At 66.4% G+C, this 14,754-nt stretch carries 15 protein-coding genes; 1 reads left to right on the top strand and 14 read right to left on the bottom strand.

Annotation, left to right across the window (positions count from 1 at the left end):
• Window positions 1–47: 47 nt before the first annotated feature.
• Complete coding sequence (locus WFK36_RS20610; protein WP_336793933.1) at window positions 48–704, bottom strand: NAD(P)H-binding protein; 657 nt, start codon at window positions 702–704, stop codon at window positions 48–50.
• Window positions 705–1,193: 489 nt separating this feature from the next.
• Between WFK36_RS20610 and WFK36_RS20605 the strand changes: the two genes are divergently transcribed.
• Complete coding sequence (locus WFK36_RS20605) at window positions 1,194–1,826, top strand: hypothetical protein (RefSeq protein ID WP_336793932.1); 633 nt, start codon at window positions 1,194–1,196, stop codon at window positions 1,824–1,826.
• Here the strand turns inward: WFK36_RS20605 and WFK36_RS20600 are convergent.
• The 13 genes from WFK36_RS20600 to WFK36_RS20540 form a co-directional block, all read right to left on the bottom strand.
• On the bottom strand, window positions 1,817–2,767 hold the full coding sequence (locus WFK36_RS20600) for a hypothetical protein (protein ID WP_336793930.1): 951 nt from the start codon (window positions 2,765–2,767) through the stop codon (window positions 1,817–1,819). The genes WFK36_RS20605 and WFK36_RS20600 overlap by 10 nt on opposite strands.
• Window positions 2,764–3,291, bottom strand: coding sequence for an ImmA/IrrE family metallo-endopeptidase (locus WFK36_RS20595; RefSeq protein ID WP_336793929.1), 528 nt, complete (start codon window positions 3,289–3,291; stop codon window positions 2,764–2,766). The genes WFK36_RS20600 and WFK36_RS20595 overlap by 4 nt, the downstream gene beginning before the upstream one ends.
• 8 nt (window positions 3,292–3,299) lie before the next feature.
• The gene (locus tag WFK36_RS20590) at window positions 3,300–4,118 is read right to left on the bottom strand and encodes a hypothetical protein (protein WP_336793928.1); all 819 of its coding nucleotides are present in this window, start codon (window positions 4,116–4,118) and stop codon (window positions 3,300–3,302) included.
• Window positions 4,119–4,178: 60 nt separating this feature from the next.
• Window positions 4,179–4,589 (bottom strand): helix-turn-helix domain-containing protein, encoded by a 411-nt coding sequence (locus tag WFK36_RS20585; protein ID WP_008382090.1) that lies wholly within the window; start codon window positions 4,587–4,589, stop codon window positions 4,179–4,181.
• Between the two features lie 983 nt (window positions 4,590–5,572).
• A complete protein-coding gene (locus WFK36_RS20580; protein WP_336793927.1) occupies window positions 5,573–6,250 on the bottom strand; it encodes a nuclear transport factor 2 family protein in 678 nt (225 codons plus the stop codon).
• A gap of 97 nt (window positions 6,251–6,347) precedes the next feature.
• Window positions 6,348–6,974, bottom strand: a complete 627-nt coding sequence (locus WFK36_RS20575; protein ID WP_336793926.1) for a TetR/AcrR family transcriptional regulator — start codon at window positions 6,972–6,974, stop codon at window positions 6,348–6,350.
• 35 nt (window positions 6,975–7,009) lie between these two features.
• On the bottom strand, window positions 7,010–7,801 hold the full coding sequence (locus WFK36_RS20570; protein ID WP_336793925.1) for an MBL fold metallo-hydrolase: 792 nt from the start codon (window positions 7,799–7,801) through the stop codon (window positions 7,010–7,012).
• A complete protein-coding gene (locus tag WFK36_RS20565) occupies window positions 7,798–9,282 on the bottom strand; it encodes a flavin-containing monooxygenase (protein WP_008382095.1) in 1,485 nt (494 codons plus the stop codon). The genes WFK36_RS20570 and WFK36_RS20565 overlap by 4 nt, the downstream gene beginning before the upstream one ends.
• A complete protein-coding gene (locus WFK36_RS20560) occupies window positions 9,279–10,004 on the bottom strand; it encodes a dienelactone hydrolase family protein (RefSeq protein ID WP_336793924.1) in 726 nt (241 codons plus the stop codon). Before WFK36_RS20560 ends, WFK36_RS20565 begins: the two co-directional genes overlap by 4 nt.
• Window positions 10,001–10,807 carry an MBL fold metallo-hydrolase gene (locus WFK36_RS20555; RefSeq protein WP_336793922.1) on the bottom strand — a complete coding sequence of 269 codons (807 nt, stop codon included), beginning with the start codon at window positions 10,805–10,807 and terminating at the stop codon, window positions 10,001–10,003. Before WFK36_RS20555 ends, WFK36_RS20560 begins: the two co-directional genes overlap by 4 nt.
• Window positions 10,807–12,360, bottom strand: coding sequence for an AMP-binding protein (locus WFK36_RS20550; RefSeq protein ID WP_336793920.1), 1,554 nt, complete (start codon window positions 12,358–12,360; stop codon window positions 10,807–10,809). Before WFK36_RS20550 ends, WFK36_RS20555 begins: the two co-directional genes overlap by 1 nt.
• Window positions 12,357–13,238 (bottom strand): SDR family NAD(P)-dependent oxidoreductase, encoded by an 882-nt coding sequence (locus WFK36_RS20545; protein WP_336793919.1) that lies wholly within the window; start codon window positions 13,236–13,238, stop codon window positions 12,357–12,359. The genes WFK36_RS20550 and WFK36_RS20545 overlap by 4 nt, the downstream gene beginning before the upstream one ends.
• Window positions 13,235–14,584 carry a lipase family protein gene (locus WFK36_RS20540; protein WP_336793917.1) on the bottom strand — a complete coding sequence of 450 codons (1,350 nt, stop codon included), beginning with the start codon at window positions 14,582–14,584 and terminating at the stop codon, window positions 13,235–13,237. Before WFK36_RS20540 ends, WFK36_RS20545 begins: the two co-directional genes overlap by 4 nt.
• Window positions 14,585–14,754: the final 170 nt, after the last annotated feature.

The raw sequence follows: 14,754 nt of genomic DNA, 5'->3' as shown, positions 1-14,754 counted from the left end.
TCGCTCAAGGAGCAGCGGACGTGCGCTTGCTACAAGGAGCCAGGGGGTCAGAGGGCGGCGAGCGCGACGTCGATGGGGACGGAGCCGTCGGTGAAGGGGATGTTCTGACGGATCGACGACGGGCTGGCGAGGGTCGCCGCCGCCACGAGGGCCACGTTCGCGCGCGAAGTTCCGGGGAGGTTCGAGGCGCGGATCGCGGCGGGATCGATCGTCCCGGACGGCTCGTCCAGAGTGAGGGCTCCGGGCATGAGGACGGTCCAGTCGAGGTCCGACTCGCGGAGGGCGACGTCGGCGGCGGCCTTCGCCTCCGCGTATGCGAAGAACGAATTGTCGCTGGGCACGCCGTGGTCGACGTCCGCGCCGAGGTACGACACCATCACGAAACGGTCGACGTTCGCGTCGCCGGCGGCGGCGATGGTTCGGATCGCCGCGTCGCGGTCGACGGCGTACGTGCGGGTCGGATCTCCGCCACCGGCGCCCGCGCTCCACACGACTGCGTCGAAGCCGGACAGCGCGCCGGCGATCTCATCCTGCGTCGCGGTCTCCACATCGAAGACGAGCGGTTGTGCGCCAGTGGCGACGATTGCGTCGGCCTGGGCTGGGTTGCGAATCACTGAAGTCACGTTGTCGCCGCGTTCGCTCAGCAGTGGGGCGAGGAGGAGCGCGATCTTGCCGTGTCCGCCGATGATGATGATGTCAGCCATGGGTCAACGGTACTGAAAGACAGATATCGCTGCAGTCTTGCCTGCCGTTACATGCAATGGACTGTCGGCAAGAATGTCGTCCGATCGGGCGTCGTTCGAACGGGTGAGGTAACGGTTCAATAACGACATTTATCAAATCGTGTGCCGATCGTCACATTCGGGAGCATCGTAGGCCGAACGGACGACTGAAACGTCGGTCGAACGTACTCCCACTCATATCGTGAGAAAGAAGCAGAAAATGGCTGAAGGACCTATCCGCCTCGAGATCGACATCCTCGGACCGATTCTGGAAACCCTGAGCACCGGGTCTGCCGGCGGCAGCAGCGAGTAGATCTCAACCGGATCCAACGAGTCGGGGGGGGGGGGGGGGGGGGGGGGGGGGGGGGCCCGCGCGGCCAGGCACCCCCCCCGAACCCCCGCCCCCCCCGCCACCCCCCCCGCGGCGCCCGCCCCCCCCCCCCCCCCCCCCCCCCCCGACTCGTATCACCGATGCACACGATCATCCGGGCCCTCGACCGCAACCGGCTGCCGGACGTCATCGCCGTCGCCGAGCAGGGCGTCCGCGACATCCCGCTTTACCGCTGGCTCCTCGGTGAGCACATCGACGACCAGAACAAACGTGAATGGCTGGCCGAACTGATCCTGCGACCCCTGCTCAACGCGGGCTGCGTGGTCGGAGCCGTCGACTCCCACGGAACACTCGTCGGCGTCGTGGCCTGGCAGCCACACGATGTGAATCTCTCGCCCGACGGGACGCCGCCGCTCACTCCAGCGGACGTAGAAGTGGCCGCCGCGACGCCGGGCCTGCGTGAGCGGCTCTTGGAGCTGTGGACGTCGCCGCCCCTCCCGATTCCTGTGCAGGACGCCGTGAACTGTGTGTTCACCGCAGTTCTGCCGGATCACCGCAGAGGATCACTGGTCCTCGACATGATGGAGACGTGCGAACAGTTCTGCACGGACAGAAACCGTCCGTTCTACGCGTGGACGGGCTCGCCGCATCTCCGTGACTGGTTTGTCAGCGGGTGGGAGACCACCTGGTTCTCAACAATCGAATGGAACGGCGTGAGCTACTACGGCGTCGTCTCCGATCGGCCGCCGAAACCGCACACCCGTCACCGCTGAGTCTTGTTGAACTCCCGCGCGACCATCCGCACCCAGGTCCGGTCGGACAGCGCGTCCGGCGTGGACAGCAGGTCGGGATCGATGGGGGTCACCTCGGAGTCGTGCAACCACGCTGCCACGAGGACCGCTCGATCGTGTGGGGACAGTGCATCGACGTCGTCGAGTTCGACGATGATCACGCCTGCACCTGCGTGCAGGTACAGGCCGTCGAGAATCTGGGAGACCCGGTCGTCGGCGCGAAGAACGGGGGTCGCCGACTTGTAGTCGGCTGCGGCGAGTTCCGGGTGCGCGGTCAGCAGCATCTCCGACAACGGTCCACTCATCCGCAGGTCGAATCGAGCGAGGAACCACGACTCGATCATCACCGACGAACAGCCGAGGCTCATCAACACGATCGCGATCGCCCACCAACTGGCGCCGGGGTCGGGGTGGGCGGGATCGATGACGAGCACGACCATTGCGACTGCCAGACCGAGGAGATACAGCGCTATCGCTCGGCCGAGAGAGTGCCACGCGATGTAGCGGACGCCGACGGCCAGTGAGAACAGGCCTGCGACGATCACGAAGACCGAGCCGAATGCGGCTTGTCGGGTGACTGCGATGAGAACGATGTCGACCAGTACGACGATGGGGACTGCGATCGTGAGGACTGCAACGGTCTGTCTGTCCACCGCGGGCCAAGCTGCGAACGCGATGATGGCGGTGGCGGCCGCGACGACTACCCAGAGTGCGATGAAGACCAGTTGTGGTGCGGTGCTGCCGACCGGACCTATCACCACTTCCAGGGTGGGAGTGCGGACGGTCGCGGCTGCCGCGACCCCGATCGCCGCGATCATGACCGCGGTGCGGGCCAGTGATGGCGGTCGGACGGTGAGCCGACCGATGCGGGTTCCGACAGCGGCTGAGCAGAACAGAGCGATGATCCAGGTTGCCCAGGTCATCCAAGCGCCTCGTCGTAGCGCAGCAACGGGCGCAGTGAGTGTCGTTTGTTGAGCTGGCCGAGCCGCTGCAGCAGGCGAGCGGCGAACGCCTCTGCTTCCCACTCCTGGAGTTCGAGGTCCTCGTCGGGAGCTGCTTGCGCCTCCGCGGGTTCCTCACCACGCAGCATGTACGCGATCAGGTCGTCGTCGGCGGCGACTGCCGCACCCTCGGCGGCCGTCCCCGGGTGCCGGAACACGACATGGCCGAGTTCGTGGGCAAGAGTGCGAGCCTCGCTGGGAAGTGAACGGGCGAGAACGATCTCGTCATGGTCTTCGTACTCGCGGCGTTGACCCCACACCCCGGGTGCGAGGTCGTCGACTGCCACGATCACGGGTCGGCCGCGGCTCTCTCCGACTGCATGCACGATGTCCAGGAGGCTGCCGGCGTGCTTCTGGGCGGCGACGTCCAGCACGGCGTCTACGGCCGCGTGGATGCGGCGGTGGGAGCGTCGCGCTGGCGTGGAACTCGTACCGGAAACGGCCATCTCACTGATCATATCCGCGGAGACAGGAACTCCGCTCGTGCCGTGTTGACCCGCACGCGTCCGGCGCGCGCCGAACGGAAGCTCATGGCGCCTGCGCCCACCGCGATCGCTGCCACCCCGCCGACGCCCACCGCAGCCGCGACGTACTGGCTCGCGGTAGCGGAAGCAGGTGACGGCAACGCCGTCACCGTGCCGGGGACGTCGTTCGGGTCTGCGGACGCGGCGACCGTTGAACGGTCTCGGTTGTCGCGAGTCGCTTCATCGGTGGGAGTGCTGTGCGACGGGCTGGATCCGACCGACGGAACGCTGCGGTTGGGGACATCTCGTCGCGGACGATTTCGCGGTTTGTCGCCGCCCGGAGCGACCGCGCCCGAATCCGACCGCTTCGTCGTCGTGGGACGTTGCTTGACGGTCCGGTCGGTGGTCAGCGTGTGAGTGACACCGGGGTTCGTCGGGCGGCTCGAGGTGCCGGGGCGCGTCGGGATGATGACCGGACCGTTGTCGTCGTCCGTGGACTCGGGGGAACTCGTAGTCTGCGAACTCGTCGGATCGTCAGTGTCCGTCGGATCCGGAGTCTCGGTGTCGATGGTCAGGACAGGGTCCGATGTTGTGGTTGTGGTCGTGGTGGTCGTCGTCGTCGACGTGGTGGTGGTCGTTGTTGTCGTCGGATCGTCATCGGAGCAGTGGTGCCCCCACGAGTGGTGGTGGCAGTGGTGCGATGCGAGCGTCGACCTGACCGCGGGCGGGGTGGCGTCGGCGAATGTGGGCATGCCGACCTGGATGCCGACGACGAAGGTGGTGGCGCCCAAGGCAAGAGAGGCGCGCACGAGGCGACTCTTCCGGGTCACAGCCTTCACCTGTTCCGTGGTCCGAGGATTCGGGCGCGACTACTCGTTCGGCGTGGCGGGGAGACCCTCGCCACGGCGAAGCTTCTCGGCCATCGCGGTCAGCATCTCCTGCGACTCTTCGGAGAGATCGAAGGCGCGGGCGGAGAGGCGACGCAGGCCGCGCCCACGCAACTGAGCGAGGACTTCGAGGTCGTGATCGATCTTGGCCGCGTACACGTCGTCGTAGAAGTAGTCCGGCTGAACCTTGAAGAACTTGGCCAGAGCGACGACGATCTCGTGAGACGGGTTGGTGCGGTGCCCGTTGCGCAGCTGCGACATGTAGGGCTTTGAGATCGAGTGGCCGGCAGCCGTCAACGAAGCGACGACCTCAGAGTTGGTGTGGGGACGACGCCCCGGAGGGTGCACCGTCTCGAACAGTCGGTTGAGCCGATCTGCAAAGCCGTTGTCCATATCGCCTTCTGGTCTAGTCGTGTCGTATGTTCGTTGGAGCGCGCTGGCTACTCAGTGAACGGACCTCATTGCAAGCTACCAGAGGGTATCACTCTTTGGTAGCCGTCGGTTCGCGTTCGGCAACTCGTGGGCAATTTGATTCTGCGCGGTCAGTGGTGACGAAACTGCCACGTCAAGCACGGTTTGGAGATGCTGCTCGGATCCGTCTGTGGGGTCGGAGGCGACGAGGTGGCTAAGATTTTCGTCTCTGTGGCGATCTGCTTCCACCACGATGCGGCTTGCCTGCCGGCCGAGGCGGCTGATCTGGAGACTTCTCCACTTCTGCGAGTTTGGCCATACCTGTCGTGCGATTGGGCACGTGGGCGTCGCGCTTGGGGCACACAATCGCGGCCGCAGAGATGGTGGTGTGCAAACAGCAGTGGCCGGTCCCCCCACGGAACCGGCCACCGCCGTCGGCCTCGAAATTGCTCGAGACGCGTAGGCATCGCATCGGCCGATCGACTCTAGGCCGGCTCGACACCCCTCGTTTGACACCTTTGGCCCGGACCTCCCTCCGGGGCACGGTAGTTACCGTAACGCAAACCGTGTCGCATGACCAGTGAATTTGAGAAATCAAGTCTCACTACCGAGGATCGGGTGGTGGAAAATGCAGGTCAGGGGCATTCGTCTGCGGCGGGGCCGGGTGACTCCTGAGACGCTGGACAGGAGTTGTCTCGGTGTCTCAGTTACCAACTGACCAACGGGTAACCAAAGATTTGCGGCAAGCGAGCCGATGGCCTCCCTGTGATGCGATTGTAGTTCAATTGGATGACAATCGGCGCGGGGTGCGGAGAGTGTCGGTTGTTTATGTGTGACGGCACGTCGCATGTCAGACGCGCATTCGAGCCGTTCGGATATCCGCTGCTCGGATTCATTTCGTGTCGAATCGATACGAAATATCCGGCATGTGCTGCGCGGTAACCAGACGTGAGTGCACTCATTGTTCACTGGTCGGTGAACAACGTTACGTCGGTGATCGACTTGCCGGAGAACTCGACCATCGCGACTGCGTGCTCGCCTGCCCTCGACATGCTCACTGTGACGTACCGGCCGGCCGCGAGGCACTTCCCCGCGGTCCAATCCGGTTGCGTGGTGCGCAGATGCTCCAGTGCAGCTCGCTTCTCTCGGGCTCCAACGCGCGAGAAGCCGCGCGCGAATCCCGCACTTCCCGATAGTCCCTGGTTCTGCAGTAGCGACTTGGTAAGGCGAAGGGAGACGGGGGCTGCGGCGAGGCCCTTGCCGAGCATCTGTCGGATCATCGTCGGCAGCTCCCAGTGCGCATAGAGCCCGGCGATGTGATCGGCTCCGGCCATCTCGTACCGCAGATGTACCGGCACCGACAGGACCACGGCGTCGCTCATCTGGATCTCGAGTGTCACGTCACGCACTACGACGTCACCGCAGACGATGTCGTGGTGTGGATGGAACACGACAGTGTTCGGAGCGATGAAGGTGTCGTAGAACGCGCTGAGCTCGTCGGATCCGCTGTGCAGCGCGGAGCCGACGGGGTCGTTGACGATGCCGTCATCGGTGAACAGTGCGAGCCAGGCGGCCTTGTCGTGTGCCGCGACAGCAGCGGGGGATCCCTGTACGGTCGCGAGCGTCGTCTGTCGGTGATCCATCGGGGATTCTCCTCGGCGCGGTCTAAAATGGAACGTGTTCTATCGGCGTCCGATGATTCTGGCACGCGGCTAGGCGAGAGCGACTATCGCCACGATGTCAGCCGCGAGCGGGGAGCCCCAGTCCGCGGGCCAGTGTGTCTGCGGCGAACGCGACGGCGTCGTCCCAGGACATGGCGAGGAACTCCTGCCGTTCGGTCGCGAAATGGTTCGCCAGACCCGTCATCGACGCCCACAGGAGGGTCATGGCCGCGGGGACGTCGCCCTCGTAACCGAGTCGGACGAGTGCGGTCGAGAGACTGGCGACCATGCGCGCAGTCGCATCGCGGAGTTGATCGGCGACCTCCGCCTGAACGGTGTCGACGTCGGTGACGAGGCTGAGCGCGTCGAACTGCCGACCGAACACCATGTAGCCCTCGCGGTACATGTTCGTGGTGACCGTGAACAGTTCGGCGGCGTCGGTCGCGGTGGCAGCGGCGGGTTCGAGGCCTGCCATCATGCGGTCGAGGCGGTCGGCGAACACCGCGATGAACAGCGACTCCTTGTTGGAGTAGTAGGTGTAGACGGCGCCGAGGGAGATGCCCGCGCCCGCGGCGACGTCGCGCATGCGCAATGCGGCGAATCCGCCGGACACGAGAAGGGTCTCACCGGAACGCAGGATGTCGAGGCGGCGTTGCTCGCGGTCGCCCCACCGGGTGGCGGGTGCCTCGTCTGGGCTCTGAGTCACCCCACCATCCTGCCCTGTGCGCCGTCGTGCGGTCGTCACAAGTGCCCGATGCCTGCAGATTCGTCGTACAGCGTGGCATCGTGAGCGCATACGAGCTCGATGCTCTCCGACGTTCGTTCGTGCAGGTCAGCGAGGCGATTCCGCGTGGTGCCTGCGAGTCGGGGCTTGCGCGCCGAGGCGAACTGGGAAAACGCAAGCGTCAATGGGATCGATCCGCCGCGCACGACGCTCCGGTGGTAGAAGGCGTCGCCGCAATGCAGCAGCCAGCCGTCGCCCCGGCGGACCGCGACACCCATGTGGCCCGCCGTATGCCCGGGCAGGGCGACGAACGCGACGTCGTCGCCGAATCCGACCAGCGACGTCGCAGCGAACCCGAACCAGTCGTCGGGTGTCGTGTCGTACGAGTGGACGTCGTCCGGATGTGTGGACTGGCGCCACGGCCGGTACCGCACCGCGGGCGACGGGCCGGACTCCGCATCGGCGTCGGCCAGTTCGCGGGCACTGACATGCAGACGAGCGGAGGGAAAGTCGTCGATGCCTCCGGCATGGTCGGAGTCGAGGTGAGTCATCACGATGTCGGTCACGTCCGCGCGGTCGAAGCCCAACGCTTCGACCTGCGCGAGAGCCGTCTCGTGATAGTCGAACTCGGGTCGGATCACGCGGGTGAGTGGACCGATGCGTTCTGCCGGGGACTCCACGTCGCGGACGCCGAATCCGGTGTCGACGAGAGCCAGCCCTCGATCGGTTTCGAGCAGCAGGACGTGGCACACCATGCGGCCGGTCGCGATCGGATGCATCGTTCCGCAATTGAGGTGGTGGATCTTCATCTGTCGTCTCCAGACTCAGCCAGTTCACTCGTCCGACTGAACCGGAAATGGTCGTCGCGGTGCTCGGCGAGCATCGCGGTGAGGGTGGCCCGATCGTACGGCCACAGGTCGACGTCTCCGGCGGGTGTGAGGTACCACGAATCGCAGCCGGTGGCCCACACTGTCGGGACCATCGCGGAGTTCGCGGCGGCGAGGAAGTCGTCGGTCGCCTCGTCGGTCACCTCGACGGTGTCGAACTCGCCTGTGGCGAATCTGTCCAGCCAGCCCGCGATGAACTCGGCGGTCCGCTCGGCGGTGTACTGCAGCGAGATCGAACCCGTCGGCGAATTGGGGCCGAGCGTGGTGAACAGGTTGGGGAAGCCCGGGATCGCGCTCATTCGGTAGGCGCGTGGACCGTCGGCCCAGACGTCGTCGATCCGCACGCCGTCACGCCCGCGGAGATCCATCGGCCGCATGTAGTCGTGGGCGCGGAATCCGGTGGCCAGGACGATCATGTCCAGCGGGTGCACGACGCCGTCGTCGGTGATGATCCCGTCCGGTGTCACGGACACGATCGGGGTGTCGACGACTTCGGCGTTCGACGCCTGGATCGCCCGGTAGTACCCGCCGGACAGCACTTGCCGTTTGCACATCGGCTCGTAATCCGGGGTGAGCGCTGCGCGGTCGGCGCGGTCGCGGACCTGCGCGCGAAGGGACAGTCGCGCGTACTGCTGGACCGCCCGACGCCGCCAGCTCGGTGTGGTCGCGATGTCGGCGAGGAATCCAGAACCGGAGAGAAGTGTCTGGTAGAGACCCGTGCGCAACGCCGGGAATCGAGTCAGGAGCGCAGTGACGAGACGCGGCTGACGCCGATCCATCGGCGCCCACATCACCCACTGCGGAGTCCTCGAGAAGTGCACAATCCGATCGGCCTCTCGCTGCAGAGCCGTGACGAGCTGGACTCCGGTGGATCCCGATCCGATCACCGCGATCCGTCGCCCGCGGGTCTCGACGGTGTCGTCCCATCGCGCCGAATGGACCACTGGGCCGGTGAACGTGTCGAGTCCGGGGATGTCGGGGACCTGAGGGTTGTGCAGGACGCCGGTCGCCATCACCACGAAGTCGGCGACGAAGACGCGGCCGTCGGCGAGCGTGACGGTCCATTCGCCGTCGTTGAACACCGCGGAGGTCACCTCGGCGTTCAACTCGATCCGACTGCGCAGACCGAGTTCGTCGATCACATCGTTCAAGTACGCCTTGATCTGTGGGCCGGTCGCGAACATCCGCTCCCAGTCGGGTTTCGGCGCGAATCCGAACTGGTAGAGGTTCGACGGAACGTCGCAGGTCAGGCCCGGATACCTGTTCCAGTGCCACACGCCTCCTGCCGCGCTGCCCTTCTCCAGGATGGTCACGTCCGTGAATCCGCGTCGGATCAGGACGTGCGCGGTCGTGATGCCTGCGACGCCCGCGCCGATCACGATGACACGCGGCGACCGGCTCATGACGCCCGCTCCGCGAATCGATCGTCGAGGAATGCGAACACGCGATTCCAGGCGTCGGCGGATGCGTCGGCGTCGTACGCCAGGCCCGTCACGCGTAGGAGTGTCGGCGGGAACCTGTCGTCCATCCGATTGGCGAAGCTGTGCCCGACGCCGGGGTACGTCTTGGTGTCGTAGGGGACGCCGTTCTTCTCGAGTGCTCGGGTCAGTCGCTTCTCTCCGCGAATCACCACCGGGTCTTTGGCGCCGAACGATGCCACGACCGGGCACATGTCCGGTCCGGCGAAACCGTGCGTCAGGACCGACCCGTAGAACGGTGCGGCCGCAGCGTACTTCTGATCGTCGGCCACCAGCAGGGCAAAGCCTCCGCCCATGCAGAATCCGGTGACCGCGACGTCGCCGGTGCACGCGGGCATCGCTGAGAGTGACCGTCGAGCCGACTCGATGATGTCGAACGCTCGGCCCCGACGTGTCGCGAGCGACTGCATCGCCGACACCACGCAGGTGACCTTGCGACGGCCGCCCGCGGTGAACAGCAACGGTGCGAATGCGATGTATCCGCGGCCGGCGATGATCCTGAGATTCCGCTCGATGTCGGTCTCGTCGCCGGTGACGTCGTGAATCAGCAGGACCCCGGGACGGGACCCGTCGACGTCGTCGGGCCGGGCGACGAGTGCTTCGAACGGTTCGTCTCCCGGCACGACGATCTTCTCGATGGTGGTCACTTGGTGCTCTCCTTCGTGGTGGATGTTTCAGCGCGTTCGGGGGCCGTCACAGTGAGTGGAAGTCGCATCGGGATGCGGTGCGACGACATGAGATGCACGTCGTCGCGGGCCGCGAGCCTGCTCAGCGTCGCGAGGGTGCGACGCTGAGCGTCGCGGTCGGCCGCGGTGAAGCGTTCGTACAGGCCGAGCGGGAACGCTGCGGGCGAGCCGCTGCGGATGTCGGAGTAGCTGGCGTCGCCGGTGTGCAGAAGCCAGTCTCCGCAGTCGAGTCGGACCGCGACTCCGCAGTGCCCGACCGTGTGGCCCGGCAGCGGCACGAGGATCACGTCCTCAAGGACTTCTGCACAGCCGGGGACACCCAGCCACTCGATGTCGCCGACGTGCGTCCGCCACCTCGGGACGTGCTCGAAGAACCGCTTCCGGTACGACACGCGGGACCGGAGGGAGCTTCCGGAAGCGACTTCGAGTTCGGCCGTCGACACGTGCACCTGGGCTGCGGGAAAGTCTGCGATGCCTGCGGCGTGCTCGCTGTGCAGATGAGTCAGGACGATGTCTGTCAGCTGGTCTGGGCGCACGCCGATCGACGCGAGCCGGTTGGTCAGGGCGGCGTCGGGACGATTCGGCAGGCGGAGGAATCGGGCCTCGAATCCGATCAGCGACGGGTCGTCGAAGACCGCCTCCGGGTAGCCTGCGTCGACTGCGATCACCCGGTCGCCCCTGACGATCACCAGCGCCTGAGTCGGGACCTCGCCGCCCATCAAGGGCCGCAGCGGCGCGACGTCGAAGACATGGACGGTGCTCATCAGATCTCCTCCTCGACACTCAACGACCGGGCGGCTCTGCGGTCCACTTTGCCTGCCGCGTTGCGCGGAATCGCGTCGACGAACACGACGTCCCTCGGGCGTTCGAAGCGGGACACCTGAGAGTGGAGATGCTCGTGGAGCTCGTTCGACGTGATGTCCCCGGCGGGGACGACGAGTGCCACCAGTCGTTGACCGAAACGTGTGTCGGGGACGCCGAACGCGCACGCGTCGGCGACCCCGGGGTGCCCGGCTAGGACGTTCTCAAGGGCCTGTGGGTACACGTTCTCTCCTCCGCTGACGATCATGTCGTCTTCCCGTCCGATGATGTGAAGCAGTCCGCTCGTGTCGAGCGATCCGAGGTCGCCCGTCGCGACCAGACCGTCGTGCACGTCCTTCGACGCGCCCCCGACGTACTCGGAGACCGACGAGTCGCCGCCGACGAACACTCGACCGGTGGTACCCGCAGGCGCCGGCCGACCGTCGTCGGCGATCACCGCGATGCGCACGCCGGTCACCGCTCGGCCGACGGTTCCGGGCCGGCGACGGAGGTCGGCCGGAGTGGCGAGGGTTGCGAGCGCGACTTCAGACGAGCCGTATCCGTTGAACAGCACGTCGCCGAAGCGGTCGGTGAACCGTCGGGTGGTTGCCGGGGACAACGCCGAGCCTCCGCTGAGCACCACACCGGGGACGCGGGAGCCGGGTGTCAGGTCGGCGTCGAGGATTCGGGGCAGCATCGCCGGAACCACCATGAGAGCGTGTGCACGGTGCCGGACGCATTGGTTCACCGTCGCGACCGGATCGAACCGCGACCGGACGATAACCGTTCCGCCCAGTCCCAGAGTGAGTCCCATGGTCGCCAGACCGAACGCATGGAACAGGGGGACGGCGACCACCATTCGTGAGCCGGTGCGCAGCCCGGTCCGGTCCAGGACCGTGGTGACCATGCTCAGCAGGGCCCCGATGTCGGGGTCGCGGGGAACACCGCGCGGGCTCCCGGTGGTGCCCGACGTCAGCAGAACCACTGACCCTTCCCGATCAGGTGTCGGCAGGGTTCCGCGTGTGGACCGCATCCCCGGGTCGGCGACCGGTGTGCCGGTTGCAGCGATCAGGTCGGCGAACTCGGCGTCGGCGATCACGAGCGACAGCCTCTGGCTGCGGATCGTCGATTCGAGGGCTGCACCGCGGAAGTCGGTGTTGAGCAGAACGACGTCGGCTCCGAGGCGGGCCGCGGCGAACACCGCCACGACGAAGTTCCGTCCGTTGCGGCACATCACGCCGATTCGGTCGCCAGGTCCGACGTCGTACGAATCCCCGAATGCGAGGGCCGCTGCGTCGACTGCCTCACTGAGCGCCAGATACGTGAGCGGTCCGTGATCGTCGCGCAGCGCGATCCTCTGCGGCCATCGCGCCGTGGAGACCGCCAGCACCCGTCCGAGTCCGGTCGGAACGTCGGCGCCGGCTCGGAACATCCGCCATGCGGTGGACGGGGCGGGTGGTGAGAGCATGCCCGCTCGCCACATCGATGCGACGAATCGGGCGTGCGGGCCGATCATTGCTGCACCTCGTGGCCGAGCGCTCGCTCCGAGTCGGCGGACCGCCGGAACGACTGGCTGTAGACGACGTTCACGAGGCGCTCTGCTGCGACCCCGGACAGTTCGGTCGGCGTGACCCACCATGGTGCGATCCGGCGTGGGCGGCGTGTCAGGGCTCGCGCGACGACGTCGGCGGCCTGATCGGCGTCCAGCCCGGGGAGCCGGCGCATGATTGGAGTCGGTGCGCTCATGCGAGTTCGGATGAGTGCCATGTAGATCGAGGTCATGTCGATTCCGGCGGTTTTCAGTTCCGGCTCGACGCTGCGCGCCCATGTGTCGAAGGCGCCCTTGGACGCCTGGTAGGCGCCCCACCGGGGACCGGGCGGGATGCGTACTCCGATGGTCGACACATTGACGAGATGGCCTTGTCCCGCATCGCGCATCGCCGGGAGGAGTCCGAGCAGCAGCCGCACCGGGCCGAGGTAGTTGACGGCCATGGTCCGCTCGAAGTCCTGTGGACGGTCGTATTGAAGTTCCAAGGACCTCCGCATCGACATGCCCGCGTTGTTGAGCACGACGTCGGGTGCTCCGTGTTCGTCGAGCAGGCGTGCTGCGACTGCCGAGGTGCCGTCCAGATCGGTCAGATCGAGATCGTAGGCGTGTGCTGATCCGCCCGCCGAGGTGATGTCGGAGGCCACTGCGTCGAGTTGATCAATGCTGCGGGCGGCGAGCAGAACTTTTGCACCTGCGGCGCCGAGAGCGCGTGCGGTCGCCTCACCGAGACCGTACGAGGCTCCGGTGATCACCACGGTGCGGCCTTCGACGGCGGCGCGGAGACGATCACGGTCGGTGTCTCGAGGGGGACTGGACAGTCGGTCGAGGAACGTCGGGGCGTTCATCGCGCGACCGCCTTCGTCATCGGTGTGAGCGGGTTTCCGGGTGCGATCCGGCCGCAGTCGGACGGAGCAGGGGTCCCATCGAACCGAGCGTTGATCCAGCGGAGTGATTCGGCCAGCCACACGGTCGTCGCGGGCTGATGGCTCGCCCAGTCGAGCTGGATGTAGCGGACTCGGCGATCGCCTGCCGCGCAGTACTGCCGCATCAGGCTGCGGACGTCGCCGGCGATCATCACGCCGTCGCCCGGCCCGATGCCGCGCTTGGCTCCGTCGGAGCCTTCGAGCTCACCACGAGCGCCCTGCACCATCAGCAGCGGTGTGGTCGGAGTGGGGGCCTGGGCGAGGTCGACCTTGTTGACCGCGTCGACGAAGGGCCCGATGGCAGCTGGGTTCCGGTAGGCGGGCTTCACCAGCTTCGACCAGGTCAGACCGGGATAGCGGAACAGCACGTCGAGGATCGACGCTTTCGACGTCCGGGCGACGACCTGGCGACCGTACGCGCTCAGGTATCGGGTGAGATCGATTCCGTAGGCGCGGGAGACGCCGTTGATCGCCATGACCGCCACTCCGGACCAGCCGAGGCTTCCGCTGACGTACTTCAAGTTGTGCGCGGGGCTCACCAGGAGCCCGCCGCCAGTGGCGCCGACGAGTCGCCGATTCACATCGGGCGCGTACGACGGTGCGAGCGCCGCGGCCCAGTTCGTGGCGATCGAGCCGCCGGAGTAGCCCATCAGCGCGACTCGAGTGTCAGGGGCGAGGCCGCCGCGGACTCGGCTCACCGCTCGAATGGCGTCCAATGTGTTGGCGCCGTATTCGGGTCCGGCAGCGAAGTGGGCCTTCTGTCCCTGGGTGTCTGTGACGATCACCGGGTAGCCCTGTGCGAGCAGCGGTGCGATGAAGGTCGATTCGACGTTGTTGATCAGGCCGCCGAAGCTGACGTCGCCTTCGATCGAGCGCGACGGGCTGTGCGCCGGGTCGAGGGAGTCGTAGAACGAGTTGTACGCGACCGCCTGCTTCGGCTTGGCGGCGCCCGGCGGGAGGAGCAGCGACGTGACGTTCGACGACGGCCGACCCTGTGCATCGGTTGAGCGGTAGGCCACCTGGAGCACTCGGACGGGAGTCTGCACGCCGGCGACGTGGTACCGAAGAGTGCGCGATCCGAAAGGCTGGCCGGGTTGGGCCGCTGTCACGGTGCGATCCGGCACCTGCCCGAAAGTCGCGGCTTCGACCGAAGCAGGCGCAACCAGCCCCGCTGCCGCAACGGTTGCCGCGGCGGCGATCGCCAGCCGCGTGAATCCGGTGTGTGTTCGTTGGCCACGGGCGATCTTGCTGCTACGTGAACGGTTCACTTAAACTCCATTCTGAACAGTGTTCATGACAATGAATGTTGTTCAGAATGAGGTGAGAATCGACGAATGTCAAGCACGGGCAGCAGCTCCGACCGTCGACTGCCTCGTCCCCTTGGCGGGCGACCGCGTGGTTGTCGTGAGGCGAGACCGCGCCGGGTTTGCTAAGGCCT

The sequence above is a fragment of the Gordonia malaquae genome, from assembly GCF_037148075.1.
Classification (GTDB): Bacteria; Actinomycetota; Actinomycetes; order Mycobacteriales; family Mycobacteriaceae; genus Gordonia; species Gordonia malaquae.
This window is presented reverse-complemented; position numbering and strand designations above follow the sequence as displayed.

What these genes read in the sequence shown, in the direction of transcription:
- WFK36_RS20610 (WP_336793933.1), bottom strand. Translation starts at nt 704, where the DNA reads ATGGCTGACATCATCATCATCGGCGGACACGGCAAGATCGCGCTCCTC.
- WFK36_RS20605 (WP_336793932.1), top strand. Translation starts at nt 1,194, where the DNA reads ATGCACACGATCATCCGGGCCCTCGACCGCAACCGGCTGCCGGACGTC.
- WFK36_RS20600 (WP_336793930.1), bottom strand. Translation starts at nt 2,767, where the DNA reads ATGACCTGGGCAACCTGGATCATCGCTCTGTTCTGCTCAGCCGCTGTC.
- WFK36_RS20595 (WP_336793929.1), bottom strand. Translation starts at nt 3,291, where the DNA reads ATGGCCGTTTCCGGTACGAGTTCCACGCCAGCGCGACGCTCCCACCGC.
- WFK36_RS20585 (WP_008382090.1), bottom strand. Translation starts at nt 4,589, where the DNA reads ATGGACAACGGCTTTGCAGATCGGCTCAACCGACTGTTCGAGACGGTG.
- WFK36_RS20580 (WP_336793927.1), bottom strand. Translation starts at nt 6,250, where the DNA reads ATGGATCACCGACAGACGACGCTCGCGACCGTACAGGGATCCCCCGCT.
- WFK36_RS20570 (WP_336793925.1), bottom strand. Translation starts at nt 7,801, where the DNA reads ATGAAGATCCACCACCTCAATTGCGGAACGATGCATCCGATCGCGACC.
- WFK36_RS20565 (WP_008382095.1), bottom strand. Translation starts at nt 9,282, where the DNA reads ATGAGCCGGTCGCCGCGTGTCATCGTGATCGGCGCGGGCGTCGCAGGC.
- WFK36_RS20555 (WP_336793922.1), bottom strand. Translation starts at nt 10,807, where the DNA reads ATGAGCACCGTCCATGTCTTCGACGTCGCGCCGCTGCGGCCCTTGATG.
- WFK36_RS20550 (WP_336793920.1), bottom strand. Translation starts at nt 12,360, where the DNA reads ATGATCGGCCCGCACGCCCGATTCGTCGCATCGATGTGGCGAGCGGGC.
- WFK36_RS20545 (WP_336793919.1), bottom strand. Translation starts at nt 13,238, where the DNA reads ATGAACGCCCCGACGTTCCTCGACCGACTGTCCAGTCCCCCTCGAGAC.